General features: G+C 63.9%; 25 protein-coding genes and 1 riboswitch. Of the genes, 8 read left to right on the forward strand and 17 right to left on the reverse strand.

The features are described 5' to 3' along the window. Positions 1 to 33 precede the first annotated feature (33 nt). The 4 genes from PY254_RS04330 to trxA all read right to left on the reverse strand — a co-directional run bounded on the left by PY254_RS04330 (position 34) and on the right by trxA (position 4,890). Positions 34 to 1,401 (reverse strand): glutamate--cysteine ligase, encoded by a 1,368-nt coding sequence (locus tag PY254_RS04330; protein ID WP_281014250.1) that lies wholly within the window; start codon positions 1,399 to 1,401, stop codon positions 34 to 36. 139 nt (positions 1,402 to 1,540) lie between these two features. Next, positions 1,541 to 2,344, reverse strand: a complete 804-nt coding sequence (locus PY254_RS04335; protein ID WP_281014252.1) for an ankyrin repeat domain-containing protein — start codon at positions 2,342 to 2,344, stop codon at positions 1,541 to 1,543. Between the two features lie 148 nt (positions 2,345 to 2,492). Then, positions 2,493 to 4,376 carry a transcription termination factor Rho gene (rho, locus tag PY254_RS04340; RefSeq protein WP_281014253.1) on the reverse strand — a complete coding sequence of 628 codons (1,884 nt, stop codon included), beginning with the start codon at positions 4,374 to 4,376 and terminating at the stop codon, positions 2,493 to 2,495. A gap of 187 nt (positions 4,377 to 4,563) precedes the next feature. Next, positions 4,564 to 4,890 carry a thioredoxin TrxA gene (trxA, locus tag PY254_RS04345; protein ID WP_281014255.1) on the reverse strand — a complete coding sequence of 109 codons (327 nt, stop codon included), beginning with the start codon at positions 4,888 to 4,890 and terminating at the stop codon, positions 4,564 to 4,566. A 557-nt stretch (positions 4,891 to 5,447) separates the two neighbouring features. On the opposite strand from trxA, the gene PY254_RS04350 reads away from it, so the two are divergent. The 5 genes from PY254_RS04350 to ung all read left to right on the forward strand — a co-directional run bounded on the left by PY254_RS04350 (position 5,448) and on the right by ung (position 10,751). Next, a complete protein-coding gene (locus PY254_RS04350; protein ID WP_281014256.1) occupies positions 5,448 to 7,199 on the forward strand; it encodes a DEAD/DEAH box helicase in 1,752 nt (583 codons plus the stop codon). Positions 7,200 to 7,400: 201 nt separating this feature from the next. Then, positions 7,401 to 8,078 (forward strand): cell division ATP-binding protein FtsE, encoded by a 678-nt coding sequence (gene ftsE, locus PY254_RS04355; RefSeq protein ID WP_281014257.1) that lies wholly within the window; start codon positions 7,401 to 7,403, stop codon positions 8,076 to 8,078. Next, a complete protein-coding gene (ftsX, locus tag PY254_RS04360; protein WP_281014258.1) occupies positions 8,075 to 9,052 on the forward strand; it encodes a permease-like cell division protein FtsX in 978 nt (325 codons plus the stop codon). Before ftsE ends, ftsX begins: the two co-directional genes overlap by 4 nt. Before the next feature lie 137 nt (positions 9,053 to 9,189). After that, positions 9,190 to 10,032, forward strand: a complete 843-nt coding sequence (locus PY254_RS04365) for a response regulator (protein ID WP_281014259.1) — start codon at positions 9,190 to 9,192, stop codon at positions 10,030 to 10,032. Beyond that, the gene (gene ung / locus PY254_RS04370; RefSeq protein WP_281014260.1) at positions 10,029 to 10,751 is read left to right on the forward strand and encodes a uracil-DNA glycosylase; all 723 of its coding nucleotides are present in this window, start codon (positions 10,029 to 10,031) and stop codon (positions 10,749 to 10,751) included. The genes PY254_RS04365 and ung overlap by 4 nt, the downstream gene beginning before the upstream one ends. Positions 10,752 to 10,754: 3 nt before the next feature. On the opposite strand, the gene PY254_RS04375 is transcribed toward ung, so the two are convergent. From PY254_RS04375 to thiC, 8 genes are all read right to left on the reverse strand, one after another. Continuing rightward, on the reverse strand, positions 10,755 to 11,429 hold the full coding sequence (locus PY254_RS04375) for a Fe2+-dependent dioxygenase (RefSeq protein ID WP_281014261.1): 675 nt from the start codon (positions 11,427 to 11,429) through the stop codon (positions 10,755 to 10,757). A 104-nt stretch (positions 11,430 to 11,533) separates the two neighbouring features. After that, entirely contained in the window at positions 11,534 to 12,301 is a 768-nt protein-coding gene (thiD, locus tag PY254_RS04380; protein ID WP_281014262.1) for a bifunctional hydroxymethylpyrimidine kinase/phosphomethylpyrimidine kinase, read from the reverse strand. Beyond that, entirely contained in the window at positions 12,298 to 13,284 is a 987-nt protein-coding gene (locus PY254_RS04385; protein ID WP_281014263.1) for a HesA/MoeB/ThiF family protein, read from the reverse strand. The genes thiD and PY254_RS04385 overlap by 4 nt, the downstream gene beginning before the upstream one ends. Further along, the gene (locus tag PY254_RS04390) at positions 13,281 to 13,889 is read right to left on the reverse strand and encodes a thiamine phosphate synthase (RefSeq protein ID WP_281014264.1); all 609 of its coding nucleotides are present in this window, start codon (positions 13,887 to 13,889) and stop codon (positions 13,281 to 13,283) included. Before PY254_RS04390 ends, PY254_RS04385 begins: the two co-directional genes overlap by 4 nt. Beyond that, a complete protein-coding gene (locus tag PY254_RS04395) occupies positions 13,886 to 14,656 on the reverse strand; it encodes a thiazole synthase (RefSeq protein WP_281014265.1) in 771 nt (256 codons plus the stop codon). Before PY254_RS04395 ends, PY254_RS04390 begins: the two co-directional genes overlap by 4 nt. Before the next feature lie 3 nt (positions 14,657 to 14,659). Next, a complete protein-coding gene (thiS, locus tag PY254_RS04400; RefSeq protein ID WP_281014266.1) occupies positions 14,660 to 14,857 on the reverse strand; it encodes a sulfur carrier protein ThiS in 198 nt (65 codons plus the stop codon). After that, on the reverse strand, positions 14,842 to 15,831 hold the full coding sequence (thiO, locus tag PY254_RS04405; protein ID WP_281014267.1) for a glycine oxidase ThiO: 990 nt from the start codon (positions 15,829 to 15,831) through the stop codon (positions 14,842 to 14,844). The genes thiS and thiO overlap by 16 nt, the downstream gene beginning before the upstream one ends. 5 nt (positions 15,832 to 15,836) lie before the next feature. Beyond that, complete coding sequence (thiC, locus tag PY254_RS04410; protein ID WP_281015153.1) at positions 15,837 to 17,678, reverse strand: phosphomethylpyrimidine synthase ThiC; 1,842 nt, start codon at positions 17,676 to 17,678, stop codon at positions 15,837 to 15,839. Positions 17,679 to 17,747: 69 nt separating this feature from the next. Then, a riboswitch (TPP riboswitch) is annotated at positions 17,748 to 17,848 on the reverse strand. A 292-nt stretch (positions 17,849 to 18,140) separates the two neighbouring features. On the opposite strand from thiC, the gene rpoH reads away from it, so the two are divergent. Beyond that, positions 18,141 to 19,001, forward strand: a complete 861-nt coding sequence (rpoH, locus tag PY254_RS04415; RefSeq protein WP_281014268.1) for an RNA polymerase sigma factor RpoH — start codon at positions 18,141 to 18,143, stop codon at positions 18,999 to 19,001. An 85-nt stretch (positions 19,002 to 19,086) separates the two neighbouring features. Here rpoH and PY254_RS04420 read toward each other — a convergent pair whose 3' ends face one another. From PY254_RS04420 to PY254_RS04430, 3 genes are all read right to left on the reverse strand, one after another. Continuing rightward, entirely contained in the window at positions 19,087 to 20,379 is a 1,293-nt protein-coding gene (locus tag PY254_RS04420) for an NAD(P)/FAD-dependent oxidoreductase (RefSeq protein ID WP_281014269.1), read from the reverse strand. A gap of 4 nt (positions 20,380 to 20,383) precedes the next feature. Then, positions 20,384 to 21,754 (reverse strand): S41 family peptidase, encoded by a 1,371-nt coding sequence (locus tag PY254_RS04425; protein WP_281014270.1) that lies wholly within the window; start codon positions 21,752 to 21,754, stop codon positions 20,384 to 20,386. Positions 21,755 to 21,887: 133 nt separating this feature from the next. Beyond that, positions 21,888 to 23,036, reverse strand: coding sequence for a murein hydrolase activator EnvC family protein (locus PY254_RS04430; RefSeq protein WP_281015154.1), 1,149 nt, complete (start codon positions 23,034 to 23,036; stop codon positions 21,888 to 21,890). A gap of 163 nt (positions 23,037 to 23,199) precedes the next feature. Between PY254_RS04430 and PY254_RS04435 the strand changes: the two genes are divergently transcribed. Together PY254_RS04435 and ligB are read left to right on the forward strand one after the other, a co-directional pair. Then, on the forward strand, positions 23,200 to 23,973 hold the full coding sequence (locus PY254_RS04435; protein ID WP_281014271.1) for an NRDE family protein: 774 nt from the start codon (positions 23,200 to 23,202) through the stop codon (positions 23,971 to 23,973). 108 nt (positions 23,974 to 24,081) lie between these two features. Then, complete coding sequence (gene ligB, locus PY254_RS04440; RefSeq protein WP_281014272.1) at positions 24,082 to 25,773, forward strand: NAD-dependent DNA ligase LigB; 1,692 nt, start codon at positions 24,082 to 24,084, stop codon at positions 25,771 to 25,773. A 3-nt stretch (positions 25,774 to 25,776) separates the two neighbouring features. Here ligB and PY254_RS04445 read toward each other — a convergent pair whose 3' ends face one another. Together PY254_RS04445 and PY254_RS04450 are read right to left on the reverse strand one after the other, a co-directional pair. Next, positions 25,777 to 26,178: a YchJ family protein gene (locus PY254_RS04445; RefSeq protein ID WP_281014273.1), complete on the reverse strand. Its 402-nt coding sequence runs from the start codon at positions 26,176 to 26,178 to the stop codon at positions 25,777 to 25,779. A gap of 42 nt (positions 26,179 to 26,220) precedes the next feature. After that, positions 26,221 to 26,817, reverse strand: coding sequence for a DUF938 domain-containing protein (locus PY254_RS04450; protein ID WP_281014274.1), 597 nt, complete (start codon positions 26,815 to 26,817; stop codon positions 26,221 to 26,223). Positions 26,818 to 26,826: the final 9 nt, after the last annotated feature.

The following is a 26,826-nucleotide window of genomic DNA, read 5'->3' on the forward strand; positions in this document are numbered from 1 at the left end:
GAACGGTTCGCGTTCGATCAGGCTGCGTGCACCTCAGTAGGCAAATTCGCGGAACACCGGGTCGACGCTGCCGTTCCACGCACCATGGAATAGTTCCAGCTTGCGTTCGGCGGGGGTCTGGTTGGCCTGCACGATTTCGATCATCGGCTCCAGGAAGATGCTCTCGTCGGCACCGTTCTTGTTGAGGCGGGCGCGTCGTTTGAGGCCATGCGCGGCGATCTTCAGTACTTCTTCGGCCAGGTCACGCACCGTGCCGCCGCGGAACGGCAGCTTCAGTGCGTGCTTCGGTACGCCGTCGCGCAGTGCATGTCGTTCGACCGGAGTGAAGTCCTTGACCAGATCCCACGCGGCGTCCAGTGCTTCCTGGTCGTACAGCAGGCCGACCCAGAACGCAGGCAACGCGCATAGCCGGTTCCACGGGCCGCCATCGGCGCCACGCATTTCCAGATACTGCTTCAGGCGCACTTCGGGGAACGCGGTGGTGAGATGGTCGGCGAAGTCCTTCATGGTGGCGTGCGTGCCGGGCAGCGCGGCCAGTTCACCGGTCATGAACTTCTTGAAGTCCTGTCCGGCGAGGTCCATGTACTGGCCGTTTTGCAGGCTGAAGTACATCGGCACGTCGAGGATGTAGTCGACGTAGCGCTCATAGCCGAAACCGTCGGCGAAGACGAAATCGAGCATGCCGGTGCGATCCTTGTCGGTATCGGTCCAGATGTGCGAGCGGTAGGACAGATAGCCGTTTGGACGTCCTTCGGTGAACGGTGAATCGGCAAACAGCGCGGTGGCGATCGGCTGCAGCGCGAGGCTGGTGCGGAATTTCTTGATCATGTCCGCTTCGGACGAGAAGTCCAGATTCACTTGCACGGTGCAGGTACGCGTCATCATGTCCAGGCCGAGCGAGCCGACCTTGGGCATGTATTCGCGCATGATCTTGTAGCGACCCTTGGGCATCCAGGGCATTTCGTCGCGACGCCACTTCGGCTGGAAACCCATGCCGAGGAAGCCCAATCCCAGCTCGTCGGCCACGGAGCGCACGTCCTTCAAGTGCGAGTTCACCTCGCGGCAGGTCTGGTGGACCGTCTCCAGCATCGCGCCGGACAATTCAAGTTGGCCGGCCGGCTCCAGCGTGATCGAGGCGCCTTCGCGTGACAGTGCGACCGGGTTCTCGCCCTCGCGCGCCACATCCCAGCCGTAGCGGGTGGCGAGTGTTTCAAGCAAGACCTTGATGCCGCGATCACCTTCGAAGGTGGGCGGGCGGAGGTCGTCGGTACGGAAGCCGAACTTTTCGTGCTCGGTGCCGATGCGCCACGCCTCGCGTGGCTTCTCGCCGGCGGCAAGGTAATCGGTGAGCTGCTGACGCCCGGCAATCGGGGTGCTCTTCACGGCACTGGGTATGGACACGGATGAAGCCTCGCGGGGTAGATCGACACTATGGGGGCGGCGTGTTGCCACAAAAAGGGCGACATGGCATACGGGCCGAACGGCCCATTGGATCAGCGCGGGATGGATCGTGCCCTGAGCTGGATCAGGGCGCGTGGGTTCAGTGTGTCGCGGCAACGGCCGGGCAGGTCAACCGGGCTATCAGTGCGGCGGGAAGCTGGGCGTGGGTGCCGATCTGCGCCAGCGTCTGCGTCGGCATGGCGGGATGTTCGAGATGATTCCGGGCCATGTGTCGATCATCCGCGCAGGGATCGGCGCCGTGGTCGAGCAGACGCTGCACGATGAGTACGTCGCCGTTGACGGTGGCTTCGGTCAACGCATCGGCGACATTCGGTGCTTCGCGCCGAGCGACCTGGGCGTGATGACGGAGCAAGACGTCCAGGGTCGCCACATCCCCGCATTCGGTAGCCGCCATCAAGGCCGGTCCCGTGGAGTGGCTCCGATTGCCCAGCCCGCCTGCCGCCTGCATTGCCTTGGCGGTGGCCGGGCCGCCGAGACGCGAGTCGTGCTGCAGGGCATCGATGGTCTTACCGAAGAAGCCGGGCTTGTACGGCGGAATCCAGCCCAAACCATCGACCGCTGCACCGTCGTCGAGCAAGCCATCCACCACGGCGGCCTGACCCGTCCACGCCGCGGTGAGCATCGCCGTCTGTCGCCAGTGTTTCGTGTCTTCGGGGTTCATGGCGCGCAATTGCCGGCGCGCCTTGGTCAGGTTGCCGTCGATGACGTTAATCATCAACGTGGCGACGGCAGGTGGCGCGTCATACACCGCCTTCGACCACGATTCCCGGATGGTCGGCGTGGTTTGACGGCAGCTCTCGTGCAGGTGTGGTGTCGGTGTTCCCGCGACCGCCTGCGTGGCCAGCAGCATGCCCAGTACGGTGATTGCGCTGCGCAAGGACATCGGTGTTGCTCCATGAATGACTGTTCGATTGGAGCACCGGTGATTACTTGGCGACAAGTGCAGAAAAGCAAAAAGGCCGGCAAGTTGCCGGCCTCCTTGTTTCGCGGCGAGAGAGCCGGGGAATCTGGCGATTCCCCGGCCCGACGCCTCAGCGCTTCATCGAATTGAAGAACTCGTCGTTGGACTTGGTGTTCTTCATCTTGTCGAGCATGAATTCCATCGCGGTCAGCTCATCCATCGGATGCAGCAGTTTGCGCAGAATCCAGATCTTGGCCAGCATGTCCGGCTCGATCAGCAGATCCTCGCGGCGGGTACCGGAGCGGTTGATGTCGATTGCCGGGTAGACGCGCTTCTCGGAGATGCGACGACTCAGGTGCACTTCCATGTTGCCGGTGCCCTTGAACTCTTCGTAGATCACCTCGTCCATCTTGCTGCCGGTTTCGGTCAGCGCGGTGGCGATGATGGTCAGGCTGCCGCCTTCTTCCACGTTACGTGCTGCGCCGAAGAAGCGCTTTGGCCGCTGCAGCGCGTTCGCATCGACACCACCGGTGAGCACCTTGCCGGAGCTGGGGATCACGGTGTTGTAGGCACGCGCCAGGCGGGTGATCGAGTCAAGCAGGATGATCACGTCCTTCTTGTGCTCGACCAGGCGCTTGGCCCGCTCGATCACCATTTCGGCGACCTGCACGTGGCGCACGGCCGGCTCGTCGAAGGTCGAGGAGATGACTTCGCCGCGCACGGTACGGGCAATTTCGGTGACTTCTTCCGGACGCTCGTCGATCAACAGCATGATCAGATGCGCTTCGGGATGGTTGTACTGGATGGCCTGGGCGATGTTCTGCAGCATCATCGTCTTGCCGGACTTCGGCTGCGACACGATCAGCCCGCGCTGGCCCTTGCCGATCGGCGCGATCAGGTCGAGGATGCGGCCGGTGATGTCCTCGCTCGATCCGTTGCCACGCTCCAGCTTGAACGCCTTGCGTGGGAACAGCGGGGTGAGGTTTTCGAACAGCATCTTGTTCTTGGACGCTTCCGGCGGATCGCCGTTGATCGTCTCCACGCGAAGCATCGCGAAGTAGCGCTCGCCTTCCTTCGGATGCCGCACGCGGCCGGTGATGTAGTCGCCGGTGCGCAGGTTGAAGCGGCGGATCTGGCTGGGGCTGACGTAGATGTCGTCCGGGCCGGCCAGGTAGGACTCGTCCGCCGAACGCATGAAGCCGAAGCCGTCCTGCAGGATTTCCAGCACGCCTTCGGCCCAGATGCCGCCGCCGGAGCGGGCATGCGCCTTGAGCACGTTGAAGATCACGTCCTGCTTGCGGGCGCGGGCGATGCCTTCGTGCAAGCCCAGCGATTCGGCGAACTCCAGCAGCTGCGGCGCTTTCATGCGCTTCAGCTCGGTCAGGTTGATCACCCGGTCGTTGCTGCCCGGATCGGCGTTGTCGTCGTCCACTGGCAGGCCGTTCGGGTTCGGCCGCGGATGATTTTGCGGGCGACCCTGCTGCTGATTGGGGCGCTCGTTATTGCGCTCGGGCCGGTCGCCGCGTTCGCCACGCTCGTTTCGCCGGCGCCGACCACGGCCTTCACGTCCCTCGCGGTTGGCATTGCCTTGGCCGCCGTTCGGGTTCTGGCCCTGAGTGGAGCCGTTCGGTTGCGCCGGATTCTGCGCAGACGGGCTCTGGTTCTGGCTACCCTGATTCGCTGCCGCCGGCTGGCTTGGCTGGCCGCCCGGGCTCGCGTTGTCACGCGACTCCTGTGCCGCACGCGGTGCCGAAGGCTCCGAGGTCGTCACGGGCAGGCTCGCTTGAACCGGAGCAGGTGCTGGCGCTCGAGCCGGTGCTGCCGCCGGCGAAGACGCCGGTGCCGGCGCTGCGGCGGGCTTCTCGCCACCAGCGGCTTTCTCGGCATTCGCGGCGGCAATGGCCGCCGCGCTGCGTCGAGGCGCACGTGCGCGTGGCTCCGGCTTGCCTTCGCTAGCAGGCTTGGTATCGGCGCTCTTGGCGTCGTTCGGAATTTTGTTATCGGTATCGGACACGGGCAATCCTCGCGGGGCGCCGTTGAATTACAGGAGGGAGGGTGTGCGTCGCGCGGAAGGCGCCAGGGGACAGAACTGTCCCGACGGACGCAGTGAATCTAGCACCCGTCGTGGTTCGACGTAAAGCATGGCAAGCCTGCCGGACGGTGTCGGGCAGGCTGCGGGTGGCGCGCGTGTCGCCGGTGGATCAGAGCGCCTTGTCGATCATCTGGGTCAGCTGGCCCTTGCTGACGGCACCGATCTGGGTCGCTTCGACCTTGCCGTTCTTGAACACCATCAGGGTCGGGATGCCGCGAACGTTATAGGCGCGGGGGGTCTGCTGGTTCTGATCGATATTCACCTTGACCACGCGCAACTTGCCTTCGTACTGCTTGGCCAGCTCGTCCAGCATCGGCGCGATGGCCTTGCACGGGCCGCACCATTCCGCCCAGAAGTCGAGCAGCACGGGGGTTTCGGACTTGAGCACCTGCTCTTCGAAGGCGTCGTCATTCACATGGGTAATCAGGTCGCTCACCGGGGATCTCCGTGGCTGGGGGGCCAGAACTGGCAGGTCGAGAACAATGGGGTGGTCGGGTCGGAAAAACAAGGAGTGACGACGGGCGAGGCCGTCATCGGCTACACTCAGGCGCCCACGAAGCGCGGGTTGGGCCGGAACAGAGCTTGCCGTGGAGGCAGGTCTTCATTCCAGCGCAACTCCGGGCACGATTCAAGGGCGGCTTTCCAGGCCGCCTGTCGGACCGCCGTCAAATCCGGCGTCGCAGGAGTCTGGATGGCAGCAATCCAGTGCGCGAGGCAATGCAGATTTGGCCAGGTTTTTCGATCGTTTGAGGCGAATAGCCGTAGCTATTCAACGAAAAAGAGCGGGAAAGTTGACCAAATCTGCGCAGCCGCAGCCACTGGTATTTCTGCTATCCAGACCCCCCACCGCGGCGCGACCTTGCCGACCCCGAGATTGAACGCTTCAGTTGCGCCCCGCGCACCCGTCCTGCATCGCTTTCGCGCCGATCGTCGGCCGCTGGAAGAGGTGCAGAGCATCACGCCGCCGTCAGGCCAAGGTCCCGAATTCCTCCTATGTCACAAACCGTACTCACCGACACCTTCTTCGCCAACTTCGATCTTCATCCGCTGTTGCAGCAGGGCCTGGACGACAGCGGCTTCACCCGCTGCACGCCGATCCAGGAAATGACCCTGCCGCTGGCACTGGCCGGCCGCGACGTCGCCGGCCAGGCGCAGACCGGCACCGGCAAGACTTGCGCCTTTTTGGTTGCGTTGATGAACCGCCTGCTGACCACGCCGGCCGTGGCTGACCGCAAAGATAGCGACCCGCGCGCGCTGATCATCGCGCCGACCCGCGAGCTGGCGATCCAGATCGACAAGGACGCGCGCAGCATCGGCCAGCACACCGGCCTGAAGACCGCCCTGATCTATGGTGGCGTCGACTATGACAAGCAGCGCCAGCAATTGAAGGATGGCTGCGACATCATCATCGCCACGCCCGGCCGCATGCTGGATTACCACAAGCAGGGCGTGTTCAACCTCGGCAGTGTCGAGGTGATGGTGATCGACGAAGCCGACCGCATGTTCGACCTCGGCTTCATCAAGGACGTGCGCTTCATCTTCCGCAAGCTGCCGCCACGCGAACAGCGCCAGGTGCTGCTGTTCTCTGCCACGCTCAGCCATCGCGTGCTGGAGCTGGCCTACGAGCACATGCACGAGGCCGAGAAGCTGGTGGTGGAAAGCGACAACGTCACCGCCGACAAGGTGCGTCAGGTCGTCTACTTCCCGGCCAAGGAAGAAAAGATGCCGCTGCTGCTGAACCTGATCGATCAGCACAAGCCGACGCGCAGCATCATCTTCGTCAACACCAAGGCCGCCGCCGAGCGGATCACCGAGCGGGTCAAGCGCCACGGTTGCCGCGTTGGCGCGATTTCCGGTGATGTGCCGCAGTTGAAACGGCAGAAGCTGCTGCAGCGCTTCCAGGACGGTCAGCTCGACATCCTGGTGGCTACCGATGTGGCCGCCCGCGGGTTGCACATTCCGGCGGTCAGTCACGTTTTCAATTACGACTTGCCGCACGATGCCGAGGATTACGTGCATCGCATCGGGCGTACCGCGCGACTGGGTGCCGAAGGCGATGCGATCAGCTTCGCCTGCGACCTGTACGCCATGTCGCTGCCGGATATCGAAACCTATATCGGCCAGAGTATTCCCGTGGCCCAGATGGATGCGGCCCTGTTGGTGATGCCGAAGCCGCGTGCCGTGGATGCGGAATTTGCCGCCAATGCCGCTGCGGACAGTGCGGCGTTTGGTGACGTGGTGCCGCCGCGTCCGGGCGAAAAGCCGCGTCGCGGTGCCGACCCCAGCCGCAGCGGTGATCGCAGTCGCGGACCTCGCAGCAGCACGCCGCGTCCGCCACGCGAGCACAAGCCGGTGGTTGCCGAAGCCGCTGCTGTGAGCGAACAGCCGGTAGCGGTTGCCGTGCACAAGACCGACGCGGCACCGAATGCCGATGGCAGCATCGCGGCGGAAGGCCCGCGCAAACCGCGTCGTCGTCGTGGTGGGCGTAATCGCCACCGCGAGGGTGCGCCGGCCGATGGTGTCGAGACGAACGGTCAGCCGGCTGCAGCCACCGAAGGCGATCGTGCCCCGCGTGGCGAGCGTCGTCCGCCGCGCGAGCGCAAGACCACCCAGCCGACCGAGCCTGCCACCCACAATCGTCCTTCGCGTCAGGTTACGGTGACTTCGGGCAAGTCGGCTGACCATGCCCAGCCGAAGAAGCCGGGTCTGTTTCGTCGCCTGACCAAGCTGTTCACCGGCCGCTGAGCCTGCAAGGGAAGGGCTGTCCGGCCCTTTCCTCGGCTTTGCAGGTGCGGTGGATTTGCAGCCGTCGCCAATTCCGGGCCTTGCGCCCGGAGCACGCGTCTGAATCAATCGCCGCTGATCGATGCGGCAAGTCGTCATCTTGATGCCGGCATCACTTATCCTTGCGTTTGATATGAAGCAACGCAGGTTCGGGGACGCTCGGTGATCCAATTCGATCAGGTCAGCAAGCGCTACGAGGGCGGCCATGAGGCGCTCTCGCAGCTGTCGTTCACGGTGCCGACGGGCGAGATGGCCTTCATCACCGGGCATTCTGGTGCCGGCAAAAGCACCTTGCTGAAGTTGCTCGGGCTGATCGAGCGGCCTTCGCACGGCACCATCAGCGTGGATGGCAAGAGCCTGGCGAAGATCCGCCACAGCGGCGTACCCAAATGGCGGCGGCACCTGGGCATGGTGTTCCAGGATCACCGGCTGTTGCTTGATCGCAGCGTGTTCGCGAATGTGGAGTTGCCGCTGGAAATTGGCGGCATCGCCAAGCCGGAGCGCGCTCGACGGGTTCGTGCGGCGCTGGAAAAGGTCGGCCTGCTGGCCTTCGAGCGGCAGTTGCCTGCCACGCTTTCCACCGGTGAACAGCAGCGCGTCGGCATTGCCCGCGCGATTGTGGCGCGGCCCAGTCTGCTGATCGCCGACGAGCCGACCGGCAACCTCGACCCGCAACTGGCCATGGAAATCATGGGGCTGTTCGACGAATTCCAGCAGCTGGGCACTACCGTATTGATCGCCAGCCACGATCTGCCCTTGATCAAGCGCATGAAGAAGCGGGTGATCGTGCTGGACCACGGCAGGCTGGTGGCCGATCTGTCGGCACAGGAGGTGTTGTGAGCGAGTCGTCCGAATCCCTGCTGGCGGCAGAGGCGTCATCACGCAATGTCCATCAGCGCAGCAACCGCTTCGGCAACTGGCAGGAACACCATCGCTGGAGCGCCGGCTCCAGCTTGCGCCGGCTGGCGGCACGGCCGCTCGGCAGCCTGTTGACGATTGCCGTGATGGGGTTGGCGCTGGCCTTGCCGTTGGCGTTCTACCTGTTGCTCGGCAACGTGCAGCAACTGGGTCATGCACTGGGCCAGAGCCAGGCCATCAGCGTATTCCTGCAGCCCGGACAAAGTGCGCCGCAGGCACAGATGCTGGCGCAACAGTTGGGTGATCGTCCCGAGCTGGCTTCGGTGATCGTGAAGACACCGCAGCAGGGCATGGACGAACTGGCGAAAATGCAGGGCTTTTCCGGCGCCTTGCAGGCACTGGAAGAGAATCCCTTGCCTTACGTGTTGCAGTTGCAGCCACGTGACGAGGCTAGTGCCCAGTCGCTGGAACAGCTGGTGACCGATGTGCGCGGCATGCAGGGCGTCGATCTGGTGCAGGACAGTGGCACGTGGCGGCAGCGGCTGGATGCGCTGCTTGGCGTGGGCAACCGGGTGGTGCTGGTGCTGGCTGCCTTGCTGGCGGTGGCCGCCTTGCTGGTGGTTGGCAATACCGTAAGGGTCGACATTGCCAGTCGCAGCGACGAGATCGGCGTGTTGCTGGTGATCGGCGCCAGTGGCGCTTTCATCCGTCGTCCCTATCTCTATTCGGGCATCTGGTATGGGTTGTTCAGTGGTGTGCTGGCTGGTTGCCTGGCGGTACTGATCGAGTTGACGCTGGCCACGCCGGTGGCTCAGTTGAGCCAGGCCTATGATGGCAAACTGCAGATTGGCGGCTTGCCGGCAGGTTTGTTGCTGGCGGTGCCGCTGATCGCGGCCACGCTGGGTTGGCTGGGCGCGCGTCTGGTCAGCGCCTGGCAGTTGCGCAAGGCGGTCTAGCTATCATTCGCGCGGTGACGTGAATCGCAGCGCCGCAGAGCGACTTCGGTGCACTATGCTGGTTCACGCTGGTGCAGAGGATGCACGGGCAGGTTCTCTGGTCGGGATGGCCACGGCTTGGGTGGGTGAGTTAAGGCATGACTACGAAGATCAGCAATCGTCTGCTTACCGACGCGCCGCGCGTGCTGGTAGTCGACGGTTCGCGCGTGGTGCGCCAGTTGATCACCCGCGTGCTCGTGGCCGAGCTGCCGGGGGTCGAGGTGGTGGGGTGTGGTGGTGGCGCCGAGGCACAGCAGGTGCTCGAAGACGGCCTGTTCGACTTCATCACCATCGCGTTGCGGCTGCCTGATATGGACGGGTTGGAGCTGGCCCGCTTTGTGCGCGAGTCGTCATCGCAGGCCTATATACCGATCGTGGTGGTTTCCGGCGATGTCGATGATCGCCTGCATCGTCGCTCGCTGGGCGAGCATGTCACCGACTATTTCGACAAGGGGTTGGGTTTCCAGGCACTGGCCGAATTCATCCGTGGCTATGTCAGCCCGCAAACCAGTGCCGAAGGCACCATTCTTTACGTGGAAGACAGCCGCGTGGTGGCACTGGCGACCAGGCGCATGCTCGAAAAAATCGGTTTGACGGTACGCCACGTAGTCAGCGTGGAAGATGCCATCGCGATGTTGGAAGGTGATCGCGCGCTGGGCTGGATTGGCGCGGATGTGGTGCTTACCGATGTCAGTTTGAAGGGCGAACTGACCGGTGGCGACCTGCTCGAACATATTCGCAACGAGTTCGGCTATGGCAAGGGTAGCCTGCCCGTACTGGTGATGACCGGTGACGAAAACCCCGCCAACCAGGCCGCGCTGATCAAGTCCGGTGCCAATGACCTGGTCGAGAAACCGGTCGAGGAAACGCTGCTGATCACCAAGGTCCTGTTCCAGTTGCGTGTGGCCAGGCATCTGCGGCAGCGCGCGGCCGAGGCATGAGCGAGGCGACGGTTCGGTTGGAACCCTCGTGGATGGCGCGTATCGGTGATTACCTGCAGCGCCCCGACATGCAGGCGCTGGCAAGCTTCCTGCGGGATGAAATCCGGCACGGCAAACATGTTTATCCGCCCGGACCGGAAATTTTCTCCGCGTTCGCGCATACGCCGTTCGATGCGGTACGGGTGGTGATTCTCGGCCAGGACCCGTATCACGGTGCCGGCCAGGCACACGGTCTGTGTTTCTCGGTGCGCCCCGCCATGCGGGTGCCGCCATCGCTGAACAATATTTTCAAGGAAGTGGAACGCGATCTGGGTTTGCCGCGTCCTGATCACGGCTGTCTCATGCCGTGGGCTGATCGCGGCGTGCTGCTGCTCAACAGCGTGTTGACGGTGGAGGAGGGTCGCGCCGGTGCCCACCAAGGCAAGGGCTGGGAAGGTTTTACCGATGCCGCGATCGATGCGCTCAACCGTGAACGCGAAGGCTTGGTGTTCCTGCTGTGGGGTGCTCACGCGCAGCGCAAAGGTCAGTTGATCGATCGCAACCGTCACTGCGTGCTGACCTCCGTGCATCCCTCGCCACTATCGGCGCATCGCGGCTTCCTCGGTTGCGGGCACTTTTCCGAAACCAACCGCTACCTGGAAAGCTGCGGTCTTGCGTCCATCGACTGGTCGTTGCCACCGCGCTCGCTGTTGCCGGCAGCCGTGGCAAACGCTGGCTGAAGCTCAGATGTTCGCCCACATGCGCAACAGGTTCGCATGCGATTTGCTGACGATGTCGAAGGTGGCGCTCTTGCCCTCGCGACCGAAAATCTGTCGTTTGGCATTGTCCAGATCCCATAGCAGTTCGCGCTGCGCCGCATCGCGGACCTGACTCTGTACCCAGATGATGGCGGCACGCCGGGAGCCGCGGGTCACTGGCGTCACGTGGTGCAGCGAATTCGCCGGATAGGCAATGGCTGCGCCAGCGTCCAGCTTGAAGCCGTATTCCATGCCACTGGCATCGACCACCAGATCGCCGCCGTCGTAGCTCGCCGGGTCGGACAGGAACACCGTGATCGCCACATCGGTGCGCACCGCGCTGCCCATGCCGCCCATCACCGGCGCATCAACGTGCCGGCCGTATTGCATGCCGACGTCGTAGCGGTTGAACAGCGGCTGGGTCATTGCCACCGGCAGGACTGATGTCTGCAACAAGGCATTGCGCATGAAGGCGGCGTGCACGATATCCCGCAAGCGGTTTTGACTCTCGGTGTCGACCGCAACTTGCAGATTCTTTTTCACCTCGCGCGCCGACCAGCCGGCGGTGTCGGCCCCGTCGATAAAGGAAGCGTCACGGAGTTCGCTGCGGATCGCGTTCAGCTCGTCCGGGGTCAGCACATTGGGAGCACAAATGATCACGATGATTCCGCCTGGCGAAACGTTTCTGGAGCGACCTTGCTGGATCGCGAAAAGTCATTGTATCGGTCGCGGAACCGCCTGCAAGCAGAGGGTGCAGACGCCCCTCAATCACTTGCCGATACGCCTTCTGCCTGCCGCCGACTGCCGAGCAGCTCCCGCAGATGGGTTTTGGCGCGATGAACGGCGTCTGCCAGCAGGTAACCTTTGGCGACGTTTGCGGCGATACCGGCCGAAAGAATGCAGCCGGTGCCGTGCAGGTCCTTGACCGACAACCACGGTGCTGCGAAGCGGTGTGTGTCGTCGGCGGTGATCAGTAGATCGACCGCTTCGGCCAGTGCGGCGTGACCACCTTTCATGACCACCGCTGCTGGCCCAAGCGCGAGCAGGGCGTGCCCTTGCGCGATCATTTCCGCTTCGTTGCGTGCGCATGGCGTGCCCAGCAGTGCAGCGGCCTCGGCGAGATTGGGTGTGAGGCAATCACTCAGCGGCAGCAGGCGCTGACGCATGAGCCGCAGTGCGCGCGTCTCCAGCAAGCGGCGGCCCGACGTGGCGATCAGCACCGGATCGAGCACCACGAATGCCGGCCGTCGGCGAGTCAACTGTGCGGCCACGGTGGCAACGATCTGCTCGCTGGCGAGCATGCCAAGCTTGACCGCATCGATGCTCATGCCATCGAAGACGGCATCCATTTGCGCCCGTACCATCGCCGCCGACATTCGCTGGATTGAGCGGACACCATGCGTGTTCTGGGCCGTCACTGCCGTCACCACGGTGGCGGCGTCCACGCCCAGCGCGGCGCATGTTTTCAAGTCAGCCTGGATGCCGGCACCACCGCAGGAATCGGAGCCGGCGATCGACAATACCCGCTTCATGTGCGGCTGCCGGCTAGCGCGAGCAGGGCGATATTTTCGAAATGGTGTTTTTGTAGCAGGCGTGCCGCACGCCAGGCACGGACTCCGCTTGGACAGCACAGTACGACGCGATTCTTGCCCGGCGAGTAGCTGGCTGCAAACGCATCGATGTCATCTGCGGTGAAGCGCAGCGCCTGTGCCAAAGCTGGCACGGGAGCTTCCTCCAGTCCACGCAAATCCACCACCAGGTCATCGGTCGTGACATCGCCGATGTCGATGAAATGCAGCGGGTCAGCGGCCGGCTCGCTGGTGTTGTGGAAGGCGAAACCACCGAACGTGAGTCGGCGCGCGTCAAAGCTCAGCAGGCGCCCCAACGGCGACGGCGAGATACCCAGCAACAGTTGCAACACGCATTGCGCCTGCAGGCTGCCGATGATGCCGAGCAGACTGCCAAGCACGCCGGCACTGCTGCAGTTCGCCGCGCGTTCGGGCATGTCGGGAAACACGGCACGATAGCTGGGTGCGCCGCCGCAGAACCCTCCAACGTAACCAGCCAGGCCTACGGCCGATGCACTGATCAGGGGTTTGTCGCGCTGCAGACACGCGTCGCTCAAGACGTACGTGGTGGCGAGGCTGTCCGCGGCATCGACCACGACGTCGACTGCGGTGACCAAAGCCGCAGCATTGCCGACGGCAAGTCGTTGTGCCAATGCGCTGACCAGAAGGGTCGGGTTCAGCCGCAGCAGGGCGGCACGGGCAGCGTCGACCTTGAACGCGCCGATATCGGTCATCGTGTACAGCGGCTGCCGATGCAGATTGGTTTCCTCGACCACGTCATGGTCAATCAGCACCAGCTCGCCGACCCCGGCCGCAGCCAGATACTGCAGTACCGGACAGCCAAGGCCGCCGGCGCCCACCACCAGAACCTTCGCACTGGCAAGTCGAGCCTGACCGATGTCGCCGACTTCAGGCAGGACGATCTGACGTGCATAGCGAGCGGTCATGAGGGAACCCGGGTGGCAGCGACCCAGTCGCAAACGCGCGCGCAAGGATCGGCATGACGCGTGACGTCGCTGACCACGGCGACGCAATCCGCGCCGGCGTCGAAGCAACCGGGCGCGCGTTCCAAGGTGATGCCGCCGATGGCTACCAGGGGCCGATCACCCACCCGCCGTTTCCACTCGCTGATGCGCGACAAGCCCTGCGGTGCCCATGGCATGTGCTTGAGCGTGGTGTGGTAGACCGGACCCAGCGCCACGTAATCGGGGTCAAGCGCCAGTGCCGCGTTCAGTTCGTGGTGATCGTGCGTGCTGATGCCGAACTTGATCCCACCTGTGCGGATTGCCCTGATGTCGGCGTCGAGCAGATCCTGCTGGCCGAGATGGATGAACTCCGCACCTTCATCGAGTGCGATCTGCCAGTGGTCGTTGACCACCAAGGTCACCGCTTGCACGCGACACATGGCCAGTGCCGCACGTACTTCGCGGCGAACGATATCGACCGGCTGTTGCTTGATGCGCAACTGCACCCAGCCGATACCCAGTGGCATCAGTCGAGCCACCCAGTCGGCGCTGTCGACAATGGGATAGAACGCCGGAAGTGCCGTCATGGCAGCCATGCCTTGCCCGCTATCGGCGTCGACGGCACGGCAAGATCGCGCGGCTCCATCGGCTGTGCTTCGAAACCGGCGCGCCCCGCTTCGATCGCGCGCGCAAACGCGCCGGCCATCGCCACCGGGTCGCCGGCCATCGCCACGGCGGTATTCAACAACACGCCGTCGACGCCCAGTTCCATCGCCGCTGCGGCATGCGATGGTCGACCGATACCGGCGTCGACGATCAGCGGCACTTCGGGGAAGTGGGCGCGCAGCGCGCGCAGGCCGAAGACATTGTTGAGCCCGCGGCCACTGCCGATCGGCGCACCCCATGGCATCAGTACGCGGCAACCCGCTTGCAGCAGCCGATCCGCCACGACCAGATCCTCGGTGGTGTACGGAAACACCTCGAAGCCATCGGCGCTCAGTTCGGCGGCGGCTTCGACCAGGCCAAAAACATCCGGCTGCAGCGTGTCGGCGTCACCGATCACCTCCAGCTTGATCCACCGCGTCTGGAAGATGTCGCGTGCCATTCTCGCCGTCGTCACCGCTTCCTTCACCGAATGGCAGCCGGCGGTGTTCGGAAGCACACGCACGCCAAGTTGGCGGATCAGTGACCAGAACCCTTGTCCGCTGCGCTGCCCGCCGCCCTCGCGCCGCAACGACACGGTGACCACTTCCGTACCGGATGCGCGAACCGCGTCGGCCAGCATCGCCGGTGAGGGATAGCGCGCGCTGCCCAGCAGCAAGCGGGAGTCCAATTCGATGTCATAGAGATGCATGGTTCACCCGCCTTGCATCGGCGCGAGAATTTCCAGCACGTCGCCCTCGGTCAGCACGGTACTGTCGCGCTGATCGACCGGTACGAACGTCGCATTCAGGGCGGTGGCGACAATGGCTTGTCGATAATTGAGTGCGTCCAGCGCCTGTGCCAGCGTGGTCGCTTGCACGTCATGGGCGATGCCGTTCACAAGGATATGCATGAGGAAGTTTCCTTGGCGTGGGAGCAGACCATCTGTGCGGCTTGTAGTGCCATCGCTGGAGCCAACAGGAAGCCGTGGCGATAGAGTCCGTTGACGTGGATGGTGTGACCGCGGCGGAACACCCGCGGCAGGTTGTCGGGAAACGCCGGGCGCACGCCCACACCGAGTTCGAGGATCTCTCCCTCGGCGAATGCCGGATGCAAGGTGTAGGCGGCATTGAGAATGTCCATCGCCGAACGCACGGTAACCGGTGCGTAGCTGCTGCTTTCCAGCAGGGTGCCGCCGAGCATGAAGATGCCGTCGCCACGGGGCACCACATACAGTCCGAAACGCGGGTGCAGCAGCCGCACCGGGCGTGACAGCTGGATCTCCGGTGCGCGCAGCAGAATCATCTCGCCGCGTACGCCACGCAGATCCTTCAGGGTGTCGCGCGCGGCCATGCCACGGCAGTCGATCAGCTGATCCGTTTCCATGCGTTCGACGTCCGCGTTCACCCCGTAGCGGATGGTGACGCCCATGGTGCGCAGCTTTGCGGCAAGCGTCTGCATCGCGTGGCGCGGGTCCAGGTGGGCTTCGTCCGCGAAGAACAGTCCTTGCTGAAAGCGTCCTGCCAGTTCCGGTTCCAGCGCGCTGATCTGGCGTGCATCGACCGACTCGAAGCGCTCGGTACGCCGGGCAAACAAGGCCAGTTCACCGACATCGCGACTGGCGGCGACCACCAGGGTGCCGCGCCGCACAGTGTCCTCGACATGTTGTTGCCACCATCCAATCGCCTCGGTGCCGAGCGCCGCCACTTGCGGTTCGGCGGTGGCTTGTTCGCACCACGGCGCCAGCATGCCGCCGGCAAACCAAGCGCAGGCCTGAGTACCCAACTGCTCCGACCGTTCGACAACGTCGACCCAGATGCCGCGTTTGGCCAACTCCATCGCCGTCACCAACCCGGCAACGCCGGCACCGATGATGGTGACGCGCATGCGGCTCATTCTGCGGCTCGCACATACAGCGTGGCACCTTGCGCAGCGAACTCCCGCGATTTTCCGTCCATGCCATGGCGGGCTGCGGCCTCTTCCATTTCGCGCACTTCCCGACGCAGGTCCTGGGTAATCTGCATCGAGCAGAACTTCGGGCCGCACATCGAGCAGAAGTGCGCGACCTTGTGCGCCTCCTTCGGCAAGGTGGCGTCGTGGTAGTCGCGCGCCGTGTCGGGGTCGAGCGAAAGGTTGAACTGGTCTTCCCAGCGGAATTCGAAACGCGCACGCGACAGCGCGTCGTCGCGGCGTTGCGCAGCAGGATGGCCTTTGGCCAGGTCGGCGGCGTGTGCGGCGATCTTGTAGGTGATGACGCCGGTCTTGACGTCATCGCGATTGGGCAGGCCCAGATGTTCTTTCGGCGTCACGTAGCAGAGCATGGCGGTGCCGAACCAGCCGATCATCGCCGCGCCGATGCCGGAAGTGATGTGGTCGTAGCCCGGCGCGATGTCGGTGGTCAGCGGACCTAGCGTGTAGAACGGCGCTTCGGCGCAGTGCTCAAGCTGCTTGTCCATGTTGAGCTTGATCTTGTGCATCGGCACATGACCGGGCCCTTCGATCATCACCTGACAACCGTGCGCCCAGGCGATTTGCGTGAGTTCGCCCAGGGTTTCCAGTTCGCCGAATTGCGCGGCATCGTTGGCGTCGGCGATCGAGCCGGGACGCAGGCCATCGCCCAGCGAGAACGCCACGTCGTAGCGGCGCATGATGTCGCAGATCTCGGCGAAGTTTTCATACAGGAAACTTTCGCGATGATGGCTCAGGCACCAGCGCGCCATGATCGAGCCGCCGCGCGAGACGATGCCGGTGACTCGTTGCGCGGTGAGCGGCACGTGGTGCAAGCGCACACCGGCGTGGATGGTGAAATAGTCCACGCCTTGTTCGGCCTGTTCGATCAGCGTGTCGCGGAACACTTCCCACGTCAGCTTGGCCGGATCACCGCCGACCTTTTCCAGCGCCTGGTAAATCGGCACCGTGCCGATCGGTACCGGCGAGTTGCGGATGATCCACGAGCGGATGTTGTGGATGTTGCGGCCGGTGGACAGATCCATGATCGTGTCCGCGCCCCAGCGGATCGCCCACACCAGTTTCTCCACTTCCTCGGCAACACCGGAAGACACGGCCGAATTGCCGATGTTCGCGTTGACCTTCACCAGGAAGTTGCGGCCGATCACCATCGGCTCGAGTTCACCGTGGTTGATGTTGGCCGGGATGATGGCGCGGCCCAGCGCGATCTCGCTGCGTACGAATTCGGGCGTGACGAACGCGGGCAGTGCTGCGCCAAACGCTTCGCCGTCGAAGAGGCGCGCGCCGGCGTTTTCCTGCATCCGTCTGCGGCCCAGATTCTCACGGTGAGCGGCGTAAACCATTTCCTCGGTGATGATCCCGGCGCGGGCAAATTCCAGCTGGGTTACCGTTTGGCCCACAGCGCCCCTGCGCAATGTGCGGCGGGCGGGGCAGGCATCCACCACTCGCTCCGGGCCGACGCCACCATTGTCTTCCGGCCGAGGCGCGCGGCCTTCGATGGTCGGAAAGCCACGTGCCTCGATCCACCCATCGCGCACCAGCGGCAGGCCGTGGGCAAGATCGATGTGTACGTCATCGGCGGTATATGGGCCGGACGGGTCATACACGTGCAGCGCGGGCAGCAGCGGGTCTTTCAGCGCGATCTCACGCATCGGTACGCGTATCGACGGATGGTCGGGCGGGGAGATGTAGACCTTGCGCGAGCCGCAGATCGGACCGATGGTCACCGTCAGTGGGACGGCGGTGGCGGGTGCGGAATGGTGCATGGATCTCCTCCTTGGATGGAGATCCGGGGCGTGACGCTGCAACGGAGCACGGGCGCACCGCAACCGGCCGCCCATGGTGATTCCCGTTCCTACGCCGGCATGACCCGGATCAGGTTCAAGGGTCAGCTCGCGCTATCTCAGCCCCTTGCGGGGCACCCCTCGGAATGTGCCGGAGGATGGCCGGGCATCCGCAGACTGTCAAGCTGGATGGGGGGAATGCAGCATCCATGGCGTGGCTTGTGCCGTATGCACCAGCGGGCCCCTAAAATGCTGCACAAAGGTGTCGCTCGTGACGTGCTGTGAACGTAACCGCACGCAAACTGCTACCGAATGGGAGAAGACTGGACAGTTTTCTTGAATATATGTACCATTCAGTTCATTAAAAGCCCGGAACCAACCCCGGACTTAGCACTCCAATTATCCGAGTGCTAAACTTTGACGTCATTGCAGGAGGTTCCACCCATGTCTCAAGCCTTGGTGACCGCCAACTTCCCGCTGCCGAGCGTTGTCGGCAGCCTGGATGCGTATATTTCCGCGGTCCATCGGATTCCGGTGCTTAGCTCTGAAGAAGAGCAGGCGTTGTCGCGCGACTATCTCAAGGAGGCCAATCTGGCCGCCGCGAAGAAACTGGTGATGTCGCACCTGCGTTTCGTGGTGCACGTGGCACGCGGTTATTCCGGTTACGGCCTGCAGCTTGCCGACCTGATCCAGGAAGGCAATATCGGCCTGATGAAGGCGGTGAAGCGCTTCGATCCCGATCAAGGCGTGCGCCTGGTCAGCTTCGCGGTGCACTGGATTCGTGCCGAGATGCACGAGTTCATCCTGAAGAACTGGCGCATCGTGAAGGTCGCCACCACCAAGGCGCAGCGCAAGCTGTTCTTCAACCTGCGCAAGAGCAAGAAGCGTTTGGGTTGGATGAATGCCGCCGAAGTGAGCACCGTGGCGAAGGACCTCGGCGTGCCCGAGGCGACGGTGCGCGAGATGGAATCGCGTCTGTCGGGTCGTGATATCGGCTTCGAGCCGGTCAGTGACGACGAGGATGCCAAGCCGGCACCGGCGGCGTTCCTGATCGACGATGGCGCCGATCCGTACGAGAACGTGGCCGACGAAGACTACGCCGACAACCAGATGCAGACGCTGAGTGACGCGTTGCAGAACCTGGATGCGCGCTCGCGTGACATTATCCAGCGGCGCTGGCTGGACGATGAGAACAAGGCCACGTTGCAGGACCTGGCCGACCAGTACGGCGTATCTGCCGAGCGCATTCGCCAGATCGAGGCGAACGCGATGAAGAAGATGCGTGGTCTGTTCGCGGTGGCGTGATGTGAGTCGCCGAAGTACCCGTCGCTAGACGGGTGCCTGAAAAACGGCCCCGCGAGGGGCCGTTTGCGTATGCGCCCGGAAAACGTCATTCATCCACGGGTGCGTCGTCATCCGGGGTGTCGTCACCGGCGACGATGCGCGCGTGCCGCTGGTGCGTGCAATACGCCCACGCCCAATCCAGCATCACCACCAATCGGTTGCGGAAGCCGATCAGAAAATAGATGTGTGCCAGCAGCCACACAGACCAGGCGAGGAAACCGGAGAGTTTCACCCGGCCGAATTGCGCTACCGCCGCCATCCGTCCGATGGTGGCCAGCGAGCCTTCGTCGCGATAGCGGAATGGGGCTGTTTCGCTTCCGCCTTGCAGACGTGTGCGGATCAGCGTGCCGACATACCGGCCCATCTGTTTGGCGGCCGGCGCCACGCCGGGTACCGGTTTGCCAGTGGCCTGGGCGATTCCGGCGAGGTCACCGACGACAAACACTTCGGGGTGTCCGGGCAGGCTCAGATCGGGCAATACCTGCACCCGCCCGGCATGATCGAGCGCGGTGTCGAGCATGCGTCCCACTGGCGAGGCGGCCACGCCCGCAGCCCAAAGCACCGTGCGCGCTGTCAGGCGTCGATCGCCCAGCTTCACGCCCTCTGCGTCGATGTCGGTAACGGCGGCGCCCGTATGAACTTCCACGCCGAGGTGCTCGAGTTGCTGGCGAGCCTTGTCTGACAAGATCGAATCAAACGCCGGCAGCAGCCGTGGCCCAGCTTCGATCAGGCGTACCGAAGCGCATCGCGGGTCGCACCGACTAAACTCATGGGACAAGGTGTGTCGTGCCAGCTCGATCAAGGTCCCGGCCAGTTCGACGCCGGTGGAGCCGCCGCCGACCACGACAAAATTGAGCCAGGCCTGGCGGAGTTCCGGATCGTTCTCGCGCTCAGCGTGTTCAAACGCAAGCAGGACGCGACGACGGATCAGGAACGCGTCGTCCAGGGTTTTCAGCCCTGGCGCATGGCGCTCCCACTCGTCGTGGCCGAAGTAGGCGTGGGTAGCACCGGTGGCAACCACCAGAAAATCGTAGTCCAGCAAGCCATGGGCGCATTGCACCCGCTGAGCGGCGAGATTGACGCCGATGACTTCGTCCAGCAGCACGCTGACGTTGTTCTGACGCCGCAGGATCTGCCGCAACGGCGCGGCGATCGACGGGGCCGCCAGGCTTGCCGTGGCGACCTGATACAGCAGCGGCTGGAACAAGTGATGGTTGCGCCGATCCACCAGGGTGATTCTTGCCGCGGCACCAGCGAGTTGCCGGGCTGCCGCCATGCCGCCGAAACCGCCGCCGAGAATCACGACATGCGGGTTGACGCGGTCGGCCGTGGCGGACAAGGGATCAGCGCCGGTCGGCGGCAGGCTGGCGCAGCGCCATGCCCTTGAGCACGTTCAAGGCCTGTGACAAGGCATAGTCACTGGTTGCCAGCTTGGCGTCGGCGGCGCTGCCATCCGCGTTGATGTCGGTGCCGGCCTTGGCGTTCTCGTTGGCGAGATGGTTGGGCAGGTCGGCTTCCGAGCTGATCAGCACGGGCCCGCTGTCCGCCTTGTTCACGGTGAGCTCGGCCAGCGCGATGTCGGGCTTGATGCCTTCGGCCTGGATCGAGGTTCCGTTCGGCGTGTAATAGCGTGCGGTGGTGATCTTCACCGCGTGATCGGCGTCCAGTGGCAACACGGTCTGCACGACGCCCTTGCCGAACGTGCGCTGGCCCATCGTCAGCGCGCGATGATTGTCCTTCAGCGCGCCGGCAACGATCTCGGCGGCCGAGGCTGTACCGTTGTTGGTCAGCACGATCAGCGGCGCGGCGTTGAGCTGGTCACCGGGATGCGCCTTGAAGCTCATGTTCGAATCCTGCAGGCGGCCGCGCGTGGTCACGATGGTGCCGCTGTCGAGAAAATCATCGCTGACCCCGACCGCGGCGGTCAGCAAGCCACCCGGGTTGTTGCGCAGATCCAGCACCGCGCCCTTTGCTGCGCCGTTCTTCTTGATCAGTGCGGCGAGCTTGCTTTCGAGATCACTGGCAGTGTCTGCCTGGAACTGGGTGATCCGAATATAGACATAGCCGGGTTCCAGTTCACGCACCTTGATGCTGCTGACGGAAATGCTCTCGCGCACCAGCTGCAGGTCGATCAGCTTGTCACTGTTCGCATGCGCGATGGTCAGCTCGATCTTGCTGCCGGGCTTGCCGCGCAGCTGGCGGAACATGTCGTCCACGTTTTGCGCGTCGATCAGGCTGCCGTTGATCTTGACGATGCTGTCGCCCGGCTTGATACCGGCGCGTGCAGCCGGGGTGTCGTCAATTGGCGAGACAATGCGCAGGCCGCCGTCGACCTGCAGCACCTCGATCCCCAGCCCGCTGTATTCGCCGGTGGTGTCTTCGTCGAGCTGGGTGAGCCCTTCCTTGTCCAGGTATTCGCTGTGTGGATCAAGCCCGGCCAGCATGCCGGTGATCGCTGCCTTCATCAGGGTCTTGTCGTCGACCTTCTCCACATACGCCTGGCGCACCACTTCGTAGACGCGACTGAAGTTGCGAATATCGTCGAGGTCCACGGCACTCGGCACGCTGGCGCTGCTGCTGGCAGCCGGCAGGTCAACCGGCGGCGCGACACTGGCGGCGCTGGCTGGTGCAACCTGGGCGCGGCTGCTTGGCGCCATCAGTACCAGCGGTGCGGTCAGCAGCAAGACGAGCGGAAGACGGGAAGTTGGATGCATGAAAGCGGACTCCGCACAACAAATGGGCCGTGCGCGCGCACGCCGTGGAAAAGGGAACAGAGCCTGAGACAACCAAACCCCGCAGGAATTCATCGAAACTGGAAGCTAGCCTGCGTCGCCACGCCGGCTGGCGTCAATGATGCTGGCTGAGCCAACTGCGCGGATCGACCGGCTTGCTGTTCTTGCGCAGCTCGAAGTAAACGCCGGTATTGATGCCGGTAGGCGGGCTGGCGGTGCCGATCACCTGACCCGCTTCGACCTGGTCGCCGACGTCGCGCAACAGGCTCTCGTTGTTGCCGTACATGCTCATCCAGCCGTTGCCGTGGTTGACGATTACCAGCATGCCGTAGCCGCGCAGGAAGCCCGCGTAGATCACCTTGCCTCGAGCCACGGCATGGATGTCACTGCCGCCGCTGGCCTTGATCAATACGCCATTGCCGTAACTGTGCACGTCACCGCTGGCAGGCCATGGCAGGTTGCCGCGGATATTGGCGCTGGCGCCGCCGACATCGATCGGCGGTGGCGGTTTGCGCCCAGGGTGCTTGCGCACGGTATTGGCCTGTTCTGCGGCAGCACGCGCAGCGGCTTCGTCGATGGCCTTCTGCAATTTGTCGAGCAGGTTGTTCAGCGATTGCGCGTTCTGCTTCAAGGCCGCCAGTTTCTGCGCCTGATCCTTGTATCTGGCATCGGCTTCGGTGGCCAGCTTCTGCTGCATTTCACGCTGTTTGCCCAGGGTGCTGGCCTGCTGTTCCCGCTTGAGTCTGGCTGCCTGCAGTGCCTGTTGCTCGACCGTGATCGAGCTTTCCAGTTGTTGCAAGGTGGCCAGATCACCCATCAACTTCTCGACGCGTTGCATGCGGTCCTGCTGGAAGTACTTCGAATACACCAGTGCCCGTGCAATGCGCGATACGTCTTCATCGCCCAGCAACAGGCGCAGATCCGAGCCGTGGCCGAGCGCATAGGTGGCGCGCAGCAAGTCGGCGATCGCGGCACGCTGGTTGTGCAGGGTCTGGTTCAACGCGGAGCGCTGCTGCTGCAGTTGTTCGAGTTGCTGCTGTTTTGCGGCCAGTTCAGCATCGGTCTGGCGCACCGCCCGTGCTGCCGCCGCCAGTGCATTGGCTTGCCTGGCCAGTTCGGCATTCACGCTGTCGCGTCGCGTGGCCGTATCCGCCTGCTGCTTCGCCAGCGCTTCCATCTTCTGTTGCAGGTCGGCGAGCTTCTTCTTCGCTTCGGCTTGTTCGCCGAGCGTGCCGGAAACCTGATGCGCAGTGGCTGTGGGCATGCCCAGCCCGCAGGTCAGCAGTGCGACGAGCAGACTGGAAAGGAAGCGGCTGGCGACACGACGGCGATTGGGCATGGGCTGATTATCGCCGAGCCGACGGTGATTGGGCGAACGGTTCCACCCATGATGGAAACCACCGCCTTGCATGGCGTAGATTCGACCGATGTGCCTGATCGCCTTTGCCTGGAATGTCCACCCGCGCTGGCGCCTGCTGCTGGCCGGCAACCGTGACGAGTTCCACGCGCGGCCCAGCCTGCCGCTGGCACGCTGGGGCGACGTACCGATCATCGGCGGGCGTGATTGCGAGGCGGGCGGAACCTGGCTGGCCGTCGGCACGGACGGGCGTTGTGGCGTGGTGACCAATGTGCGTGATCCGGCCGATCCACAACGGGGCGCCTCGCGCGGCCTGCTGGTGACCGACTATCTCGCCGGCGAAGCGGCGGCGCCCGCGCACGCACGGCAGTTGGTGTGCACGGCGGGCGACTACCGACCCTTCAACCTGCTGACTTTCGATGCACGAGCAGCGTTCTATCTCGGCAATCGTCCGGAGCCGCGCATGCAAGTCGTGTCGGCGGGTGTGCACGGCCTGTCCAATGCCGACTTCAACACGCCGTGGCCGAAGACGCGTGCCTTGATGGAGCGACTGCAAACCTGGATCGATGCGGGTGACATGCCGGATTTCAGCGGATTATTCGATGCACTTGCCGACGAGCAGCAGGCAGCGGATGCGCAACTGCCGGACACCGGGCTGGGGCTGGATCGTGAACGATTGCTGTCGTCGGCGTTCATTCGTGGCGAGAACTATGGCACCCGCGCCAGCACGATCGTGGCGATTGCGCATGACGGCAATGGCGTGATCGCCGAGCGGCGCTTCGGGCCGTTCGGCCGCTTCGACGGCGAGACGACGTTGCACTTCGTCGGTCCACCCTCGCGCTGAACCACGAGTCGCAAGCCCGTCGCCTACGCGCGACATCGGCATCCTCGGCTGCATGTACGGCCGGCGGCTGGTTAGTCTGCGAGCAGAATCCATGGAACGGGGCAAGCGATGCGCACGGGAAAAATCTCGCCGCTGATGGTACTGGTCATGCTGGCTGTCGGTTCCGCGCGAGCTGCCGATTGCCCGGCCTGGTCGCCGGCGCAGGCGCGGCAGGAAATGCTCGCCTTGCACGATCGGCTTGACCGGTGGAACCACGCCTATCGGGTCAGTGGGCAATCACCCGTGGATGACGCGGTTTACGATCAGGCAAAGCAGCGATTGGCGCAATGGGCTACTTGTTTTCCCGCACAGGCGCCGACCCCGCTGGCGCATCTTGCCGATGCCGGCGGTGCGGCAAGTTCGCCGGTGGCACAGACAGGATTGGCCAAGTTGCCCGATGCTGCCGCACTGGCAGCCTGGATGCTTCAGCGCGACGGGCATGATCTATGGGTGCAACCAAAAGCCGACGGCGTAGCGGTAACACTACTGTATATGGACGGCCAATTGCGCCAGGCTACCAGTCGCGGTGATGGGCTGCATGGCTCGGACTGGCTGGCCAAGGCGCAGCTCATCGAAGCCATTCCGAAGCAGCTTTCACATGCGCCAGCACGTGTGGTGCTTCAAGGCGAGTTGTACTGGCGACTGCCCGGTCACGTGCAGGCTGATGAGGGCGGCGCCAATGCGCGCTCCGCCGTTGCCGGTGCACTGGCTCGCGATGTACTGGATGCGGACACGGCGGCACAAATCGGCTTGTTCGTATGGGACTGGCCCAGTGGCCCTGCCGGGATGGAGGCGCGACTGGCGGGTTTGCGGGCGATGGGCCTGACCGATAGCGTGACCTATACGCACGCCGTCACCTCACTGGATCAGGTGCAGCGCTGGCGCGAGCAGTGGTATCGCCAGGCGATGCCATTTGCCGCCGATGGCACGGTGGTGCGGCAGGGACATCGCCCGCCGGCGACGAGTTGGCGCGCAGCCCCGCCGGAGTGGGCGGTGGCGTGGAAGTACCCGGCAGCATCGGCGCTGGCTCAGGTGCTGGCGGTGGACTTCACGGTTGGGCGCAGCGGTCGCATCACGCCGGTGCTTGAACTGGAGCCAGTGCAGCTGGACGACCATCGCGTGCAGCGCGTCAGCGTGGGATCGCTCAAGCGCTGGCAGGAGCTCGACATTCGTCCCGGTGACCAGGTCGAAGTAGTCCTGGCTGGCCTGACCATTCCGCGGCTGCGGTCGGTGGTGTGGCGTACGCAACAGCGCGCACCGGTGTCGCCACCGGATCAACGACAGCATGGTCCGCTCAGTTGCTGGCAGCTCACGGCGGGTTGCGAACAGCAATTCCGCGCGCGGCTGGTCTGGCTGGGCGGACGCCAAGGCCTGCAACTGGAGGGTCTGGGCGAGGATACCTGGCAAGCGTTGATTGATGCGGGTTTGGTGCATGATTTGCTGGACTGGATGCGTCTCACACCCGCACAGCTGGCGACCGTGCCCGGTCTGGGTAGAGTGCGCGCGACGACCATTGCCCATGTGTTTTCGACCGCGCGTGAGCGCCCCTATCCGCGCTGGTTGCGCGCCCTCGGCTTGCCGGATGGCGTGGCGAACGAAATGTCCGACTGGCAGGCGATGAGTGCGCGCGTGGCCAGTGATTGGGAGGCACTCGACGGCATCGGTGCCGGCAGGGCGAACCAGCTGGTGGCGTTTTTCCATTGTGCGCAGGTACGCAGTCAGGCCGTGCGCCTGCATGCGGAAGGCGTGCAGGGCTTCTGAGCGTCAGCCTTTCAGTTCACCGTCGAAGTAGTACCAACGCCCTTCAGAGCGCACAAAACGGCTGGTTTCGTGCTGGCGCTGCGCCCGGCCACCGCCAAGGCGATAGCGGGCAACGAACTCGACGCTGGCATGCTCGGCATCGACTTGCTGCGCCTGGCGCACTTCCAGACCCAGCCAGGTTGGTGGGGGCTGTTGCGCTGCCAGCCGCAGCGAAGCGGGTCGGCGGTCCGGATGCCAGGTGGCCAGCAGGTAGTCCTCGCGCTTCAGCACATAGGCGCTGTAGCGCGAACGCATCAGTTGCTCCGCCGTGGCGGCGGCAACGCCCTCGTGCAGTGATCCGCAGCAGGCGTTGTAAGCGATGGGGTTGCCGCAAGGGCAGGGGGTCAAGATATCGATCGACTTCATGCCGCCTTTGTACCCGTTTCGACGGCTTCCTGCAGGTGAGTGTCAGCCGGGTTGGCGCCGCCACACACGGCAGCGGTTGTTCGCCGGCATGGCGATGTCGGCGAACAATCGCAGACCCGCGCTGTTTGCCAGCGTATCTACCGCTTCTGCATCGCGGATTGCCATGTGCGCACCACGCTCCCGCAACGCCTGGTCGAACTCGGCGTTGCTCGGGCTGCTGTAGCGCCCGTCGATATTGAACGGGCCGTAGATGGTTACGGTCGCATCGCTGGCAAGAATCGTCGGCAGGCGGGCAAACAATTGCTGGACTTCATTCCAGCCCATGATGTGCAGGGTGTTGGCGCTGAAAACGGCGTCGAACGGTCCGCGCGGCCAGCTGCCGCCGACGTCGAATTCCAGCGGTGCCGGCGTGTTCGGCAGGCCCGCTTCATCCAGCCAGGAACGAATGCCGGGCAGGTTCTCGCTACGGTCGGAAGCTTGCCAGGTCAGTTGCGGTAGCGCGGTGGCGAAATGCACCGCATGTTCGCCGGTACCGCTGCCGATCTCCAGCACATGGCGACGGTCAGCAAACTGCTCGCGCAGCACCTGAAGTATCGGGTCACGATTGCGCTCGCAAGCGGGTGAGTGTGGTTTGTCCACACCGCGAAC

The sequence above is a fragment of the Rhodanobacter sp. AS-Z3 genome, assembly GCF_029224025.1.
GTDB lineage: Bacteria > Pseudomonadota > Gammaproteobacteria > Xanthomonadales > Rhodanobacteraceae > Rhodanobacter.

Excerpts from the sequence above, each read along its gene's own strand:
- PY254_RS04335 (WP_281014252.1), bottom strand. The coding sequence starts at position 2,344 with ATGTCCTTGCGCAGCGCAATCACCGTACTGGGCATGCTGCTGGCCACG.
- PY254_RS04350 (WP_281014256.1), top strand. The coding sequence starts at position 5,448 with ATGTCACAAACCGTACTCACCGACACCTTCTTCGCCAACTTCGATCTT.
- PY254_RS04365 (WP_281014259.1), top strand. The coding sequence starts at position 9,190 with ATGACTACGAAGATCAGCAATCGTCTGCTTACCGACGCGCCGCGCGTG.
- ung (WP_281014260.1), top strand. The coding sequence starts at position 10,029 with ATGAGCGAGGCGACGGTTCGGTTGGAACCCTCGTGGATGGCGCGTATC.
- thiD (WP_281014262.1), bottom strand. The coding sequence starts at position 12,301 with ATGAAGCGGGTATTGTCGATCGCCGGCTCCGATTCCTGCGGTGGTGCC.
- PY254_RS04385 (WP_281014263.1), bottom strand. The coding sequence starts at position 13,284 with ATGACCGCTCGCTATGCACGTCAGATCGTCCTGCCTGAAGTCGGCGAC.
- PY254_RS04390 (WP_281014264.1), bottom strand. The coding sequence starts at position 13,889 with ATGACGGCACTTCCGGCGTTCTATCCCATTGTCGACAGCGCCGACTGG.
- PY254_RS04395 (WP_281014265.1), bottom strand. The coding sequence starts at position 14,656 with ATGCATCTCTATGACATCGAATTGGACTCCCGCTTGCTGCTGGGCAGC.
- thiS (WP_281014266.1), bottom strand. The coding sequence starts at position 14,857 with ATGCATATCCTTGTGAACGGCATCGCCCATGACGTGCAAGCGACCACG.
- thiO (WP_281014267.1), bottom strand. The coding sequence starts at position 15,831 with ATGCGCGTCACCATCATCGGTGCCGGCGTTGCCGGGTTGGTGACGGCG.
- thiC (WP_281015153.1), bottom strand. The coding sequence starts at position 17,678 with ATGCACCATTCCGCACCCGCCACCGCCGTCCCACTGACGGTGACCATC.
- rpoH (WP_281014268.1), top strand. The coding sequence starts at position 18,141 with ATGTCTCAAGCCTTGGTGACCGCCAACTTCCCGCTGCCGAGCGTTGTC.
- PY254_RS04425 (WP_281014270.1), bottom strand. The coding sequence starts at position 21,754 with ATGCATCCAACTTCCCGTCTTCCGCTCGTCTTGCTGCTGACCGCACCG.
- PY254_RS04430 (WP_281015154.1), bottom strand. The coding sequence starts at position 23,036 with ATGCCCACAGCCACTGCGCATCAGGTTTCCGGCACGCTCGGCGAACAA.
- PY254_RS04435 (WP_281014271.1), top strand. The coding sequence starts at position 23,200 with ATGTGCCTGATCGCCTTTGCCTGGAATGTCCACCCGCGCTGGCGCCTG.
- ligB (WP_281014272.1), top strand. The coding sequence starts at position 24,082 with ATGCGCACGGGAAAAATCTCGCCGCTGATGGTACTGGTCATGCTGGCT.
- PY254_RS04445 (WP_281014273.1), bottom strand. The coding sequence starts at position 26,178 with ATGAAGTCGATCGATATCTTGACCCCCTGCCCTTGCGGCAACCCCATC.